The organism is Runella salmonicolor (assembly GCF_024158025.1).
In the GTDB taxonomy this organism is placed as follows: domain Bacteria; phylum Bacteroidota; class Bacteroidia; order Cytophagales; family Spirosomataceae; genus Runella; species Runella salmonicolor.
Genome location: NZ_JAMZEL010000013.1, coordinates 1 through 16067, shown reverse-complemented (window position 1 = coordinate 16067; position 16067 = coordinate 1). Strand labels below are relative to the sequence as shown.

General features: G+C 42.9%; 17 protein-coding genes. 5 read left to right on the top strand and 12 right to left on the bottom strand.

Features of this window, described 5'->3' with window-relative positions:
- Positions 1–99: 99 nt before the first annotated feature.
- Genes NCI00_RS23525 through NCI00_RS23510 form a run of 4 tightly spaced genes read right to left on the bottom strand, consistent with a single transcriptional unit; the run spans position 100 to position 4033 of the window.
- A complete protein-coding gene (locus NCI00_RS23525; protein WP_253531864.1) occupies positions 100–1266 on the bottom strand; it encodes a 3-dehydroquinate synthase in 1167 nt (388 codons plus the stop codon).
- Positions 1267–1280: 14 nt separating this feature from the next.
- On the bottom strand, positions 1281–2150 hold the full coding sequence (gene eboC, locus NCI00_RS23520; RefSeq protein WP_253531862.1) for a UbiA-like protein EboC: 870 nt from the start codon (positions 2148–2150) through the stop codon (positions 1281–1283).
- Between the two features lies 1 nt (position 2151).
- Complete coding sequence (locus NCI00_RS23515) at positions 2152–3171, bottom strand: TatD family hydrolase (RefSeq protein WP_253531860.1); 1020 nt, start codon at positions 3169–3171, stop codon at positions 2152–2154.
- The gene (locus NCI00_RS23510; protein ID WP_253531858.1) at positions 3155–4033 is read right to left on the bottom strand and encodes an EboA domain-containing protein; all 879 of its coding nucleotides are present in this window, start codon (positions 4031–4033) and stop codon (positions 3155–3157) included. Before NCI00_RS23510 ends, NCI00_RS23515 begins: the two co-directional genes overlap by 17 nt.
- 157 nt (positions 4034–4190) lie before the next feature.
- Between NCI00_RS23510 and moaC the strand changes: the two genes are divergently transcribed.
- A complete protein-coding gene (moaC, locus tag NCI00_RS23505; protein WP_253531856.1) occupies positions 4191–4664 on the top strand; it encodes a cyclic pyranopterin monophosphate synthase MoaC in 474 nt (157 codons plus the stop codon).
- A gap of 26 nt (positions 4665–4690) precedes the next feature.
- On the opposite strand, the gene folB is transcribed toward moaC, so the two are convergent.
- From folB to NCI00_RS23470, 7 genes are all read right to left on the bottom strand, one after another.
- A complete protein-coding gene (gene folB / locus NCI00_RS23500; RefSeq protein WP_114460069.1) occupies positions 4691–5041 on the bottom strand; it encodes a dihydroneopterin aldolase in 351 nt (116 codons plus the stop codon).
- Between the two features lie 56 nt (positions 5042–5097).
- Complete coding sequence (locus NCI00_RS23495; protein ID WP_253531854.1) at positions 5098–5952, bottom strand: DivIVA domain-containing protein; 855 nt, start codon at positions 5950–5952, stop codon at positions 5098–5100.
- Positions 5953–6027: 75 nt separating this feature from the next.
- Complete coding sequence (locus NCI00_RS23490) at positions 6028–7494, bottom strand: M61 family metallopeptidase (RefSeq protein ID WP_253531852.1); 1467 nt, start codon at positions 7492–7494, stop codon at positions 6028–6030.
- A 193-nt stretch (positions 7495–7687) separates the two neighbouring features.
- The gene (rdgB, locus tag NCI00_RS23485; protein ID WP_253531850.1) at positions 7688–8269 is read right to left on the bottom strand and encodes an RdgB/HAM1 family non-canonical purine NTP pyrophosphatase; all 582 of its coding nucleotides are present in this window, start codon (positions 8267–8269) and stop codon (positions 7688–7690) included.
- A gap of 49 nt (positions 8270–8318) precedes the next feature.
- Positions 8319–9254 (bottom strand): FKBP-type peptidyl-prolyl cis-trans isomerase, encoded by a 936-nt coding sequence (locus tag NCI00_RS23480; RefSeq protein WP_253531848.1) that lies wholly within the window; start codon positions 9252–9254, stop codon positions 8319–8321.
- A 117-nt stretch (positions 9255–9371) separates the two neighbouring features.
- Complete coding sequence (locus tag NCI00_RS23475; protein ID WP_253531846.1) at positions 9372–10253, bottom strand: FKBP-type peptidyl-prolyl cis-trans isomerase; 882 nt, start codon at positions 10251–10253, stop codon at positions 9372–9374.
- Positions 10254–10350: 97 nt separating this feature from the next.
- Positions 10351–11379: a DHH family phosphoesterase gene (locus tag NCI00_RS23470; protein WP_253531844.1), complete on the bottom strand. Its 1029-nt coding sequence runs from the start codon at positions 11377–11379 to the stop codon at positions 10351–10353.
- A 193-nt stretch (positions 11380–11572) separates the two neighbouring features.
- Here NCI00_RS23470 and NCI00_RS23465 point away from each other — a divergent pair, with 193 nt between their 5' ends.
- Both NCI00_RS23465 and NCI00_RS23460 read left to right on the top strand, forming a co-directional pair.
- The gene (locus NCI00_RS23465) at positions 11573–11992 is read left to right on the top strand and encodes a nucleoside-diphosphate kinase (protein ID WP_114070388.1); all 420 of its coding nucleotides are present in this window, start codon (positions 11573–11575) and stop codon (positions 11990–11992) included.
- Between the two features lie 208 nt (positions 11993–12200).
- On the top strand, positions 12201–12866 hold the full coding sequence (locus NCI00_RS23460; protein WP_158549976.1) for a response regulator transcription factor: 666 nt from the start codon (positions 12201–12203) through the stop codon (positions 12864–12866).
- A gap of 11 nt (positions 12867–12877) precedes the next feature.
- Here the strand turns inward: NCI00_RS23460 and NCI00_RS23455 are convergent, their stop codons facing one another.
- Positions 12878–13585: a LytTR family DNA-binding domain-containing protein gene (locus NCI00_RS23455; protein WP_253531842.1), complete on the bottom strand. Its 708-nt coding sequence runs from the start codon at positions 13583–13585 to the stop codon at positions 12878–12880.
- Between the two features lie 544 nt (positions 13586–14129).
- On the opposite strand from NCI00_RS23455, the gene NCI00_RS23450 reads away from it, so the two are divergent.
- Positions 14130–14306, top strand: coding sequence for a hypothetical protein (locus NCI00_RS23450; protein ID WP_158549974.1), 177 nt, complete (start codon positions 14130–14132; stop codon positions 14304–14306).
- Between the two features lie 10 nt (positions 14307–14316).
- Positions 14317–15426 (top strand): LpxL/LpxP family acyltransferase, encoded by a 1110-nt coding sequence (locus NCI00_RS23445; protein ID WP_253531840.1) that lies wholly within the window; start codon positions 14317–14319, stop codon positions 15424–15426.
- Positions 15427–16067 lie beyond the last annotated feature (641 nt).

Genomic DNA, 16067 nt, shown 5'->3' with positions numbered 1-16067 from the left:
TCAAGGCCCTTACAAGGTGACAAAGTAATTATTTAGCAATAAAAGTATGTGTCGGTTTTTCAATAATGATTTCAAAAATCGTCATTGTTAATGGAGCCTTTAACTCATCAACAAACTCGAATAATGCCCTTCCAAATAATCTACGGCTTCGGCAATGAGGTCGGCGTCCATTTCGTGGACTTCCACACCTTTGCCAATTTGGTCGAGCAGCATGATAGTCAGACGGCCGCCCAAATGTTCCCTAAACTCCCGCAGGCCATTACGTAGGTTGATTTTATCATTTTCGGCGAGTTTGGGGTGGTATAAATCAAAACCAAGTTTTTGAATAACGGTCAAAATTCGTTGCAATTCGTCGTGGCTCAATCTCCCCACTTTGACCGAATACACACAGTCTAAGGCAATGCCAATGGCAACTGCTTCGCCGTGGCGAATCTGAAAATCCGTAAGGTACTCTAATTTGTGCGCCGCCCAGTGCCCAAAATCCAACGGGCGCGAAGAGCCAAACTCAAAGGGGTCGCCGCTGCGAATATGCTCAACGTGCATTTCAGCACAACGGTGAATCTGGTAAGCCATCACCTCTTCATTACGGAGCGCAAGGGCTTCGGCATTGGCCTCAATCCACTCAAAAAAGGCTTTATCTTTGATTAAAGCCACTTTTATAGCTTCGGCAATACCCGAGCGCCAATCACGGTCGTCGAGGCTTTGCAAGAAAGAAAGGTCATTAAAAACCGCTACGGGCGGTGCAAACGTCCCCAAAAAGTTTTTCTTTCCTTGGTAATTAATCCCATTTTTAACCCCAACGCCCGAGTCGTTTTGCGAAAGAACGGTGGTTGGAATACGAATGTGCTTCACCCCACGGTGCGATACAGCAGCGGCGTAGCCCACTAAATCCAAAATAGCACCTCCGCCCACGCCAACAACAAACGAATGACGGTCAATGCCGTGTTCGTCAATGGCTTCCACAATCTTATCAAACAAGGCAGGGTCATTTTTGGCAGCTTCTCCACCGGGCAGCACGATGAGGTCAGGCACCAATTTCACGGCATCTCCCAACGTAGCGAAATAAGCAACAATCTCTTTTTCAAGCGTTGGATAGTGCGCCAAAAAGCCACCGTCAATCACAAAAAGCGCTTTACGTTGAAAACCAGCCTCACCAAAGGAATTAAAAAAGCTCCTTATCGTATTGTTTTGTGGGTCAAACAGTCCTTTGGTAAAAAAAATGGAATAGGTATAAGGAACCTGAAATGATTGTTGTAGGGTCTGCATAAGTTTAAAATTCGCTAGGTTACCGCAAATATACGGGCTAACAGTATGGATAATGGAAGTAATAAAAGAACACCAAGTGCTACGGGCCAGTTCCCAAAGGCAATACACCAGGCCGCATTCATTACAATAAGAGAAAGTACACCTGCTTTTACCGCTTTTCCAATGTTGGGACCAATCGGATTTTGGAACGCATTCCACAAAGGACGCCCTACCATCAGGGCGTGCAACACAATGAGCAACAACGCCATTGTTCCATTTCCTTCATTGAACGCCACCAAAAACTGAATGGCATGAACCGTGGTATAAAGCGACGCTGCAATGTAAAGCGAGCGGCGCTTGCCGCCATGAACTTCGTCCTGACTTATGAGCGTAATAGCGCCAATGTAGGCAATTGGCACCAACGCTAACCAACCCCATTCAGGCAACGATGGACTAACGGCACTCATGCCCAAAAGTAGATTTCCACCCCGACAAAATCCCATCGTCAATGGCCCAAAGACTGCGCTGTGCTTGGCGTAACGGTCGTATAAAATGGCCAATAGTGCCACTATAAGGGCAATCATACCGCTCAATATGCTGAAAAGTGCCGCCGAAACTACCCCTAAAATCAGCAACCCAAGACCCATAAAAGCCGCCGAGCGTATAGGCACTCTTCCACTCGGAATGGGGCGCTCTGGGCGCTCAATGGCATCCAGTTGAGCGTCAAATACATCATTCATCACCACCCCACCACCGTATAGGCCCACCGTAGAAAGTACCAACCAATACGCGGGACTCGCTCCAAACGTAAATTGGGCAATGGCCATCCCCGCCAATATATCAGCAATGGCCGTGACAATATTGGCCGGACGGGTAAGTTGCAGGTATGGTTTTATGACGCTCACGTTATCGAATTACTAAAGAATCTTTGGCAACGCGGGGTTGCTGGCCGCCGCGTAAAATGGTGTTTCCGTTAAACTTCTCACTTTGGTCTACATTGAGGCCATTTTCAAAATCACTGACGTCAATTTGACCACTTTTGGCAAAGGCATCAATGGCATTTTGGTAGGTCACGAGTCGAATGGTTTCATCTGGAATGCCGCGCATTTTCATCAAAGCGGCGGTTTTAGGAATCGCCAGCGGGTCAGAAATCCCCCAATCAGCGGCCGAATTAACCATGATTTGATTCGGTCCATAATGTTCCACTACTTTTACCATGCGTTCGTTGCCCATTTTGGTAAAAGGGTAAATGGTAAACGCCGCCCAAAAGCCTTGGTCTAATACGCTCTTTACAGTCTCTTCGTTGTTGTGGTCCACAATCACCCACGACGGGTCAAGGCCGTGTTCGAGGGCAATGGCCATGCTTCGCTCCGTTCCTTTTTTCTTGTCGCGGTGCGGGGTATGGATTTGTACAGGCAGCTTTGCTTTTTTTGCCAACTCCAACTGAAGACGGTAGTATTTTTCTTCGGCGGCGGTTTGGTCGTCAAAACCAATTTCTCCCACGCCCACAACGCCTTCTTTATATAAATACAGTGGCAAAATCTCCATCACTTGCTCAGCCAGCGGTTCGTTGTTGGCTTCGCGCGAATTGAGACCGATGGTGCAATAATGCTTAATCCCAAACTGCGACGACCTAAAACGCTCCCAGCCCACCAAACTGCTGTAATAGTCCTTAAAGGTAGAAAGTCCAGTACGGGGTTGACCTACCCAAAAAGCGGGCTCAATCAGTCCCACGATGCCCGCATCACGCATGGCTTCGTAGTCATCGGTGGTCCGAGAAACCATGTGAATATGCGGGTCAAAAAAGCGCATTCCACGAATCAATTCCCGGTAATCATCCCAGCCCATATCGCGATGGGTGACAATCTCATCCGTCTCCTCAAAATGGGACGGATTCTGCGTTAATTCTTTATCGGTTAGGCACATAAGTATTAAGATCAATAAATTCAAGGTGGGTCCAAGTCAATTGGTTATGGTGGACATTTTTTTCCAAATCAGGGTAGTTGGCAAGCAATTGCTTTGCGGGTTCATAATCTGAATGATGACAACTAAGGGCCGCCGCCTGCTGGTCGTGGATGGAAGGTGACTTAAAGAGATGCTCCATATCGGAGAGAAGTTCTTCGTTCAAAAATTTACTCACCAATCGCCACACTTGCGGAGCCACCATCCTGCCCGCCGCCCAGCGTTCGTGGGCAAAATCAGAAAGCGTGAGGGCCAAATTTTTGTTGGCTCGTTCGTCCAACCCTACGATAAAATGAATAGGTTTATCGTTGAAGATGGTTTTGAGTACGAGCTGATTCCAAGCCAGTTCTGTAAAGTGTTTTGTCGGATACGGATTTCGTAGAGCAATGGCATCAAACACTACTCCCATATTGGAACGTACAGCGTCAGTGGCCCTGAAAAGCCATTTTTCGGGGTAATTCAACACTGGAAGCGCCGAGTAAAGCGCTACTAGCTCGTTCATTTCGGCGGTATCAAAAAGGGTTTCTATGTGGCGACAATATTCTTCTTTATCGGCAGCTTCCAAACAACTCAACAACCACACACGGCTCAGCCGTACAATGCCCCAATCTTCCACCGAAAATCCAGGTAGAATCTCGTTTAACTCTATGGTTTGCTGCACCGTTGGCTTCACCGTGCGTTTGGCCAAAAAACGGGGCGCCGCCACAAAAGCCGTCATCAATTCCAACGGTTCAGCTTCTCCCTTCGCTGATAGCCAATCGGCTTCTGAGGTCGTAAGCTGCGCGCTGAGGAGTTCCCAAAGAAGACTGTTTATCTGAGTTAACATACTGATTTTTGCGTTACTTTACTTTTAACTTTCGTTACAAAGGTACAATGGTAGTAAACGGTGGGCAATCATAAAATGATTAAAATTAGATAACGATAAAGTAATAGTCACTGTTAACGTATTCTTTACGTATTTTGTATTTAAAACAAACGAACGAATGTCTCTTACTCATTTAAATTCCGAAGGAAATCCAAGTATGGTGGATGTATCGGAAAAAGCCGTCACCAAACGCGTTGCAAAAGCCCGTAGCATAGTGGTGCTGGGCGACGAAATCATGGATTTGCTCCAAAACGACGAGATTCACACAAAAAAAGGCCCTGTTTTTCAAACGGCGGTCATTGCGGGCGTGATGGCCGCCAAGCGCACGGGCGAGCTCATACCACTATGCCACCCGTTGGGATTAGAAAATTGCCAAGTGGATATTACGGTAAACGAGGCGCGTGAAGTAGAGATTGTCTGTACCGCAAGCGTAACGGGCAAGACAGGCATTGAAATGGAAGCCCTTACGGGTGCAAGCGTAGCGGCGCTGACTATTTATGACATGTGCAAAGCCATGAGCCAACACATTATCATAAAAGAAACCCGTCTTGTTGCTAAGACGGGTGGTAAAAAAGATTTCTTTTTGACGTAGAGGCGCAACTTTTGCGCCTCTACCTTTTATCCTTTCAGCGTAATCCGTGACCGGGCACAGACTCCTCCCACGGGAGGGTTAAACTTCGAAACGCTAACTTCTATCGTTTCTACCGACGGGTACGCCTTTCGTATTTCATCAATAATATTGTAGGCGATATGCTCCAAAAGTCGACTGGATTTTTGCATTACCTGCGCCACAACCCGGTATATAACCTCATAATTTACGGTACCTTTCAGGCGGTCATAACGGGCTGCTTCACTAAAGTCGGTCGTGATGGTTACGTCTATTGAAAATTTATTTCCTATTTTTTGCTCTTCTTCCGAAGTGCCATGATAAGCGAAGAATTCGATTCCTTCGAGCGAAACTGTCCCCAAAGTATGGTTAAAAGTTAAAGGTTAGAAAAACGTAACCCGTTTTTTTCTGTATTTAATTACCCAATCTGGTCAAAAAACGACCCTTCTTCCTTGGTTTTTTCATCTTTTTCGGCTTGTATTTCGGCTTCTGACGGTTCTTCTGGGGCTTCTTCTTCCTTGGTTTCTTCCGCTGCCGCTACTTCGGCCGCGTCAGTTATTTCGTCCGTAGCTTCGGCCGTTGTTTCATTTTCTACTTCATCCACGCCTTCTTTGGCCTCTTGTGTTTCCCCTTCCACAACCTCTTCTACCGTTTTCTCCAATTCCAATCGTGCTTTTTGGCCTTCTTCACCAACTTTAAGAGAATCGCTTACCTGAATTCGTAAATCCTCAAATTTTTCCTGAACGGTAACTTGCGAAAATTTCTTTTCAAAACGTTCGATACTATCGACGGTATTGTTGGCAAGGGCTTTTAATTGAACAATCAGATTATCGCGGTATTTTTCCATGGCTTTGAAATCCCGCTCGTGGTTTTTAAACTCCCCAAGGATTTCTTCGCGCACGTATTTGGATTGATTTTCGGCATCAACAATCAGCATATTCGCCTTTTTGCGGGCGTCGTTTACCAGTTCTTCCCCTTTTTGACGCGCATCTTCAATGTACTGTTCGGCGGCTACTTTGGCCTGTTCGGTCATTTGGGCACTGGTATCTTCTGCCGTTTTGAGCATCCGAAACATCGTCAATTCTACTTCGCGGAGTTTATTCAAGTCTTTTTCCGCAATCTCCAATTGCATTTTCAGCAGCTTATTTTCGTTCAATACGCGCTCCCACTCATTAGAAAGGGACGTTAAGAACGCCCCAACCTCCTCCATGTCATATCCACGTAAGACTCTTTGAAACGTATGCTGGCGAATCTCAATCGGCGTTATTTTCATTTGTGTACTTGATTTTATATCCCAATGAATAAGTGATAAATATATAAAAAACAAACTAATATGCTCATATTTTGGCTAAATATCGCTATTTAACCATTTATTTCTTTGTAAAATAGCCCTTTCGTTCTCTAATTCCTGTAAATGTACCGTTCCGTCACTAAACGTAACCATTTGGAGACCTACCCACGAAAGCGCATGATTAAGGTGATTTTCAAGAGGGATATTACTCAAAATACAATCTTTCCAATACCAATCCAGAGACTCCCCTGCGACTTCTTCCACCACAGATTGATAATCCTCAAACGAGTATCCTACAAATGGTATGCCAAAACGTTGCCACATCACCCGCATTACATCATCTAAAGATTTTTTGTGCTGATGATTTTTGCGAATCGAAATGTCCAATATTAACGCCACCAAAGCGCCTTTATGATATACCGACACTTTGCGCTTAGGAATTCCTTTTTCGTATCCATCCAACCACAAATCCCACGACGACTCCGCCAAGGATTGCTGCGCATCACGGTTGTTTTCAAAATGTCGCTTCATATATACTTGAAGTTCACGGTAATAGGCCACATCATCAAAAACGCCCGAACGTCGCAAAAACAAATCTCCGTAGTAGGTGGTCACCCCTTCGGCCACAAAACAGGTGGTGAAGTAATTTTCTTTCGTAAAATCGTACGGCAAGAGTTCCTGGGGCCGTATCCTGATAATGTTCCAAGCATGAAACAGCTCATGTGAGCTTACCCCTAGCAAGTCGGTATATAATCCTTCTCCCTCATCATCAGGGCCTAAGACAATCATGGTCGAATGCCGATGCTCTACACCGTGATAAAAGGGCGTGGAAAGAATCAGGTTTAAAAAGTGGTATTCAGATTCAGGGAAATCGCCCATGGTGCTGACTTGGGCGGCGGTAAATTTTTCAAAATCAATCAAGATTCGGTGCCAATCGGGCTTGATATTTCCCTGCATCCAAACATAAAAAGTGGTCGTATTGATTTTATAAGACCTACTTTGAATGGTGGGCGAGGCCAGTAAAGGACTATCCACCAACTCATAATAATCCTTCGCCAGCAGCGTTTTTTTTCCAATTTGGGTAGATTCTGAAATCTGCTTTAGACCACAGGCCACCACAAAATTATCGGGAATAACCAACTCCAACGTACAGGATTCGTGAAGATTTTGGTCGGTATAAAGGCACAGATTAACGGGATTGACGTACCAAAATTCTTCGCTTACATAGCTGCTTCCAGCGTTTAGAACGGCGCTGTAATAGTTATACTGTATTACAATATCCGTTTCTCCCTGGGTTTGAATCTGCCAGCGGTCTTTGGTAATTTTTTTGAACAAAAGCGGATTTCCAGCTCTATCAAAAACCCCAAATCTTTGAATATTCTTGGCAAAATTCTGCAACTCATACCTTCCTGGGCGCCAAGCGGGCAGCTGAACCTCAAGGGTGTGGGTTTCCTCAGTTTTGATACGACACTCTACTTCAATATAACGGCTTTCGGGGTTGTCGGAGTAGAGGCGATAATGCATACGTGGAGTGGCAAAAAGCGACAGGCGCTGTTAGAGGTATAATTTTAGGAAAAGTAAAAATACTAAAAAGACGTAACCAATAGCCGCGATTTTACAGAAAGAATGTTTATGAATCCGAACGCACACGCAAAATAGCCTAGCTTGATGCAACAGAACTGGAAAAAAAATACAAAATACCTTTACTGCTTATACTTTACTCTCCAGAATAAGTCTGTAAGAAATCGACTAACTGAGCAAAAGCCCGAGAACGATGGCTGATTTTGCCTTTCTCCTCAATTGACATTTCAGCAAACGTTCGTTCGTAGCCATCTGGAACAAAAATAGGGTCATACCCAAATCCTTGGCTTCCGCGTTGTTCTTTCAGCAACTGACCAGTGATAATCCCTTCAAATTGATAAACCTTGCCCTGAACAACCAACGTAATTACGGTCTTGAACCGTGCGCTTCGGTCAGACTCCGATTTCAGTTCTTCCAATACCCGCGCTATGTTGCCCTGAAAATCCCTTGAACCACCATAATAGGCCGAATGTACGCCCGGCGCACCGTTGAGGGCGGTAATTTCGAGTCCTGAATCATCGGCAAAACAATCGACACCAAAATGTTCCCAAACGTATTCGGCCTTTTGACGGGAATTACCTTCAATGGTATCGGTGGTTTCGGGAAGTTCTTCCTCACAACCAATTTCTTTCAATGTTTTGAGCGCAAAGGTTTTCCCTAAAAGCGCCTTAATTTCTGCCAACTTGTGGGCATTGTTGGTGGCAAAACAGAGTTGCATAAAATTGAACATAAAAAAAGCGACGCTAACGCCGCTTTTAGTAAACTAATTATTTTCGTTTGGCTTCTATTTCAAAATAAAGCGGCGAATATGCCGGAATTTTTCCAGCACTGCCCTGTACCGAATAGCCAAGTGCCGATGGAAAAATGACAATTGCTTTTTCACCAAATCGGAGCTTTGCCACTCCATCATTAAAGCCTTTTACTACTCCTCCAGAGGCATTACCTGTGGGGTCTACCACACTTACGTCGATTGTTCCAGCATCAAATTGTACTCCATTCCGAATCAATTTTCCCGTATAAGTCACACTCACGGTGGTATTAACTGCAATCAATGCGGAATCGGGATATGCTTTGGTTTTTACAAATCGAAGGCCATTCGTTGGATTTTTTTCCAAACCCTGAATTTTGTTCAGCGCCACAAAATCTTCAATTTGTTCTTCTTCGGTTCTCACTTTAAGAATATCCAAATCGTATCGAATTGGAATATATAAAGGTGCCAACAGCGACACATCACCTGTTCCTCTCAACGACCACGGAACAAACAGCGAGACTTTATCGCCCTCCCTGATTTTTTCCTGTGGTGCTGCTAAAAGTTCTTCAAACGAAGGTACTGCATTAAAGCGGTAAGTCATTGCATACCCCGCCGCCGTAATATCATTGGAATTAAACGAGCGAATATACACATCGTTTATCCCTACTTGGCTGCTATCGACGATAGTGCCGTCTAGGCGCCGGGCAATATAACGAAACGTAATCTCATCGCCTATCTGCGGTTTTTGGGCATTCGGATTTTTATTCAGGATACTGAAATACAATCCATTACGAAGGCTATCGGCCTGTATGTTGTTAGCGAGCAGATAGCTCCGTATTTCCGCTTTATTATCGCGTGTTTTACGGTCTTGAAAGGCTTCTTCGGTTTGCTCGCAAGCTACAATCGTAACAGCTAAGCTTACTGCTAACCCTAAAATTAACGTCCCCCTCATTCTGGTTTATTAGATAATTTGTAATTAAGTGATTATGTAAAAGTGATTAGTGAGAGGTGGTTTGTGGGTGCTGCCATTCAAAAAACGACTCACTAATCACTGTTCACTAACAACTATTTATTGCTGCTTGGGCGCATTTTTAACATCCACAAGTTCAACGTCAAATACCAATACTGAGTTTGGCGGAATAGTACCCGGAGAACCCGCCTCACCATAAGCTAAGCTCGATGGAATAATAAAGGTGCTTTTACCGCCTTTTTTCATGTTCATGATTCCTTCTTCCCAGCCTGGAATAACCATTCCCTGACCAATTGGAAAATCAACAGGCTTGCCACCGCTTTGTGGATTTTTGTAAGAACTATCAAACTCTTTACCATCCAACAATTTTCCAACGTAATGAACCGATACCATATTGCCCGCCACAGGCTTAACTCCATCCCCTTCTTTAACGATTACGTAGTTTAACCCTGATGGCGTTTCAACGGTTTTCAAAGAATTTTTGGCTACGTAAGCATCAATGATTTTAGCATCGACTTTTATCTGTCCTTCGCGAGCGGCGGCTTGTCCTTTTTGGAATTCCTGCTCGTTTTGCACTTCAAGGACTTTTACCGTAAACTGGATGTCTGTTCCTTTAGCAATGCCTGGAGGCAGAGGCTGCATCATACGCGTAAAGAGCGAGTCTGCACTTACAAAAAAGGAAGCGCTATCGCCTTTGGCAAGCATCGCCAATCCTTCTTCAAATGAGCCTTTGAACGGAGGCGTTTGGAGCATCACCTGGAGAGGGCGGCCTTCTTTATAGGTATCACGCAACACCGAGTCACGGCTGTTTTTCAGTACCAATTGTACTGTTAATATATCACCGATTTTGGGTTTGCGGCCATCACCTTTTTGGTCATGAATTTGGTATTTTAAGCCTGTATCGCTTACACTGACGCGATTGTTACACGCAGCAAGCAAGGCTCCCGCCGCAAACAAAGAAAGTATTGATTTAAATTTCATGAAATGAGTGCTCTTGCACAGTTAATTGTTATGCGTTATTTGTGATTGATTTTATTGATATTTAATGTTTAATTTAGGTAAGGTATTGACAACCAAACTATTTCTCAACGTTTAAAAGTTGGGTTTGGTATTCGGGCAAGATAGATAAAAGTAAATTTACCGTTTCGGGTAAACTCGTATTTGTACGTCCGCCCGATGCGTTCTTATGCCCTCCTCCTGAAAAGTATTTGTTGGCAAGTTCGCGCACTGAAAAATCTTGTACCGAACGAAACGACAGTTTTATTTCATCCCGGCGCTCAATGAGCAATACAGACATGACAACGTTTTCGAGCGAGAGGCCAAAATTGACAATTCCCTCCGTATCTCCAATTTCGGAATTAAACCGTTTGAGTTCCTCCAGCGAAAGAGTCATGTAAACGGTGCGATATTCGGGTAGCCAAGTAAGTTTTTCCGACAATACGTACCCCAGTAGTCGGGTTCTCCCCAATGAATTATTATCGAAAATAGCCCGGTGAACATAGTTTGTATTCAAGCCCGTCCTCATCAAATCGGCCACCGCTAAGTGTACTTCGGGGGTAGTGTTACCGTGCCTGAAAGAACCCGTATCGGTCATAATGCCAGCGTATAGGCATTCTGCCATGGGTTTATCTACCAATTCAGCATCACCCATTTGTTTAATAATTTCCCAAATATACTGAGCAGTCGCGGCCTTGGTTGTGTCTGAAAATTCAAAATCAGCAAACGATTCTGGCTCCAAATGATGGTCAATCAGTATTTTAGTTGCTTCTGAGCTTTGCGCCAAACTCCCCAAGCCTTTGATTCGATGTAATGCATTAAAATCTAAACAACAGATGACATCTGCTTCTTGGAGAAGTTTTTTGGATTGAGCAACCGTCTGTGCATTCTGATCAAATGTAATCACCTCGGCATAGTCGGGCATCCAACGCAAATTTGATGGGCATTCATTAGGAACAATAACCGTAGCGGTATGTCCTTTTTTCTGAAGGTACAATTTCCACCCCAACGAGGACCCAATCGCATCTGCGTCGGGGTTTTGATGGGTAAGAATCACAAAACGTTTTGAATCCGAATTAATAAGCTCGTAAAAGGCGTTCCACTGTTGCATAGCCTGCAAAGTTAGTAACTTTCGTTGAAATGTTTCCGAAAGCCGTATAGACTTCCTAATTTTGAGGCGTTATTTTAGAAAGACAGCTACGTTATTTTGTCCTAATGGCATGTACCTGACCAGTAGCGTTCTGGTATGAAGCAGTGATTATCCGCTGCTCAAAAATTGTTTTTAACTACAAATGAACCAACAAATGACGACTAACCGAACATTTACGATGATTAAACCAGACGCCGTAGCGGATGGTAACTCAGGAGCGATTCTCAAATTAATTGAAGAAGCAGGATTCCGAATTGTAGCATTGAAAAAGACGTTGTTGACCAAAGAGCGGGCGGGTGAGTTTTATGCTGTGCACGCCGAGCGGCCTTTTTACAACGACCTTTGCAACTATATGTCGTCGGGCCCGATTTATGCGGCCATCTTGGAGAAGGAAAACGCAGTCGCTGACTTTCGCACCTTGATTGGCGCAACCAATCCGGCGCAGGCAGCAGAAGGAACCATCCGAAAATTGTTTGCAAAGTCTATCGAAGCCAACGCCGTTCACGGCTCTGACTCCGACGAAAATGCCGCCCTAGAAGGTAGCTTTTACTTCTCAAAAACAGAACAGTTTTAATGTTTTTTAAGTCAAATTATATCCCAAAAAGCCTCACAATAAATGAGGCTTTTTTACTGTAAAATCCGTGAAACATAATTTTCATAGTGATTTCACGGATAAAAAGGTAGGATTCACGGAAAAAACTTGCGTTTTGGGTATACCTTAATGTATCTTCATAGCAAACCGCTTGAACTATCCTCAAAAAACGACTATGAAAAATAATGAAATGAGAATTCGCAAACTGGACTCCTCTGTATTGGTAGCAAAAGAGGAACCATTTTCCTGCGAGGTATTAAGCAAACTTCTGGAGCGAGAAGGATTTGATGTAGTTGGACGTGCCAATGAACTCGATGACCTAATCCAAAAAATCCACACCAAGAAGCCCAAGTGCGTTATTGTTGAAGCAAATTTAATTGGCAAAGAAACCAATCATCTGTTGAAGGAACTTTCGGAGTCATCAAGCCCTCCCAAACTGGTTCTTTACTTCAACAATTCAAATTCAAAAGAATTGACCAAAGCATTGGACGCCAATTTTCAGGGATATTTGTATTCGGAAGACCGTTTGGAGGAGCTCTACAAATGCCTCATTTACATTCAGACGCAATCAAAATACTACAGCGACGGATTCAAAGACTTAATCAAAAAGCAAGGCCTTAACGAAATTGACAGCGATACGCAGCAGAAACTGAAAACATTAACTAATCGAGAGAAGCAGATTCTTTATTTAGTAACAGAAGGATTAACGGGTTATGAAATCTCTGATTCACTTTGTATTAGCTACCGAACATTAGCCAATCACAAACAGAACTTAATCCACAAGCTCGGACTTTCTAGTAACCGGCAACTGCTGAAATTTGGTTTACAAATCAAATCTCACATAAATACGTTGTAAATAAAAGGGCGTTACCTGCTCCGGTTGGCAGCAAGGGCATCTTTGAAAGCAGGAAAACGTTGGCGAGACATCATCATCTCTTTAATCTCAGCAGCAGTTTTGATATAAACGATATATTTACCTTTTTCCCAATAAATATAGCTGTCAAGATGGTCTAGATTAATGATGTAGCTACGGTGAACCCGGAAGAAATGTAGTGGATCTAATTCTTCTTCTAAAACAGATAAGGGTTTCATGACTCGAAAACGTCCCTTTGGATGTACGACATAATACCGCTCCTCATCTGTCTCAAAGTAATAGCATTCCTCTAGTTTCAGATAAACATCTCCCGTACCCGTCTTGGCTTCAATGACTCGCGGGTACATTTCTTTTTTTTCAACTCCCACTGGTTGTAACGAAGTGGTTGAGGGTTCTATTGGTACAAAAACGGTAGTAGTGGGGATAATCGGAGTGATTTTTACCTGAGAAGAATCACCACTGTCTAAAAAATCTTTTACCAATGCGGCATTTACTAAGATGTACCCTAACAACACAACAAACGGCAGATACATAAGGTAGGTTTGCAAGGTAAACCCTTGAAAAACGTACAACTCAATGTAGCGATGTAAGGAATAGTTTGGAAACTCTCTGAGTAAAAAGCGAACGTGTAAAGTAATCGGGAAGAATAAGAAGAAAGAAATAAAGAACAAAGGCAGAAATGCCGCCTCATATTTAATCATGGATGAGAAATTGATGTTAATCTTCCGAATTCCAAGAAAACGGTGGAAGACATCAATTAAAAACACCATTATGTAGAGCGTGCAAAATTCAGGTGCAAGTAAACCCAGAAACAGATTCTTTAAGTAAGAGAAGAGCGTTTGGTACGAGCTGTAAGTGTATAGCTTATTGGCGGGTGAAATAGCCCATCCTATGATTTCAAAGAAGAGGACTATCACCAGCAAGAAAATCAACCCATTTTGTGGGCTCCTATAAAGAGACCGAGTCAGAGTTAGTGAACTCATAATAACAAAAAACGCTCTACACTACCTGATAACAACTTCAACTTTCACACTTTGACTACTTCAAAAGTACACAAAATAGTCAATAATGACTATAAAGCACTACAAATATAGCAATTAGTACGGATAGGCTGCAACTTAGATGTACTCTACCTTTGCATTGTCGAAAGATTAGAACGATAAATATAGCAAAATCTTTTAACGCAAGGAATTGTAAATCAATATTTTAAAATCATTATTTCACTTAATTCAAAACACAACAATTATGAAAAAGTCATTCAGCATCCAACCAAAAAAAGCTTTGAATTCATTCATCAAAGAAGGCAAATTCTATGCTAAAAACGAATCAAGCCGCCTCCTGAATTTCGGTGATAAAGATCCAATGGCCTCTTGCTACGGTATCTCACTTGAGAAGCAGGCAGAACAATCATTAGCTCTTTAATTATAATCGCATGAGAACCTCGGATTTAGCCAATTATAAACGTGCACTTCTTGACTGTGAAGACGCGCTCAACCGAGTGAATTTACACGAAGAGGAAGGTTATACGGTAAGGTTTGCTATTTTTTCGGCCAACCTTACCAACTTTCTCCCAGAAATCCCCCCATCAGAACATGCCGAACTTTTCAAAAGTTTACTGACAAATTTAGCCTTTGAAAGTTTCGAACGCAATTTACTGCAAATTGGTGATTTCTGCGATGTCAAAGGCAATATAAAATCGCTTAAATCCAACAAAACGCCTCAGATTTTCTGTACGTTTCACTTAGGCTCTTACAGAATCATTGCAAACCTGCTTATCAGGATGGGGCACAACTTCTCTACCATCGTCAGGCAGGATGTTTATAGTAAACAAATCGAATCCATGATGAGCTATACCGCTCGCATGAAGGAGAAGTATGATACCAACAGTGAGGTAAGTGTGTTAAATGCAGAAGACCCTCAAATTTTATTGAAGTTGGTCCGCGAGCTTAAATCTGGCAGATCACTATTAGTATACTTAGATGGCAACACTGGTACAGGAGATGAAAAACTTGACCCAGTAGACTTTTTAAGTCAAAAAATTAACGCACGCAAAGGGATGACCTATCTTAGTTATATCACTGGCGTGCCACTCGTCCCTGTGGTTTCGTACCGTAAGCCCGACCGCACTAATATGCTTTATGCGGGCGAGGCCATAAAAGCCGAGCCAGGAACTTCGAGGGAAGAGTTTTCAACCAAAACATTGCAATATCTTTTCGATTTTTTTGCCAAATATGTAGCCTCCTATCCTGAACAATGGGAAGGATGGAACTACATCCACAACGCACTAATCAACCGGGAAGATTCATTACAGTCACCGCCAAATTCGGCATACAAAAGAGTTCATTACGAATTCAACTTTAGTAGGTATAGTATTTTTGAGCTACAAGACGCTCCAGTATTGTTTGACAAAATACTTTATTCAACGTACGAAATTTCTGACGGTCTAAAAAATTATCTTTTGAAGCCGCCTTTTGTTAACCCTAAACAAGCGCTCGGGAAATTTATTTTCAAAGAGTTGGTTCGACAGGGAATCCTTATTTAATCCAAAATTTCAGTTTTAAGAACTCTAAAAATCCTCGTCCAACCGAGGATTTTTTATTTTGTTGTCAAAATTTATGTCTAAAAAGCAAAAACAAGCCTACAAATTCACCCATCAATACAGTCATTTCACCGGCTTTTATAGTCATTTCACCGGCCAATAGTTAGGTTTCACGGTTTTTTGAGCCAAAATAACGCCGTCTGTATTCAAATTCACAGTAATTTAGTGGTCGAAAAAGCAGTCGAAAAAAACTCTTCAAAGAGTAATTCATATTGGCTGTACTCAATGTTATGGAAAAGCAATAAGCGAGCTATTCGATAGCTTCAAAATAATTTTCAAAGTAGGGTAAAGTGTGTAGCATTGACCCCGTCTCCTTGAGACGGGGTCATGTCGTTTAGGGGTATACCCATTTTTATCGTTTTATTTCTAAATCTTAGACACCGACAATTTCAACGTATCCCGGATCAAAACCAAAAGTTGTGGAGAGCGTTGGATTTTTTTAGGTTTGTATTTTAATCAACGGATCAAAACCAAAAGTTGTGGAGAGCGTTGGATTTTTTTAGGTTTGTGTTTTAATCAACCCTATCTGTTTTGGAAAGTTTTCTGCCTTTATTAGAGTACCTCTTACCTGATTTTATCGTATC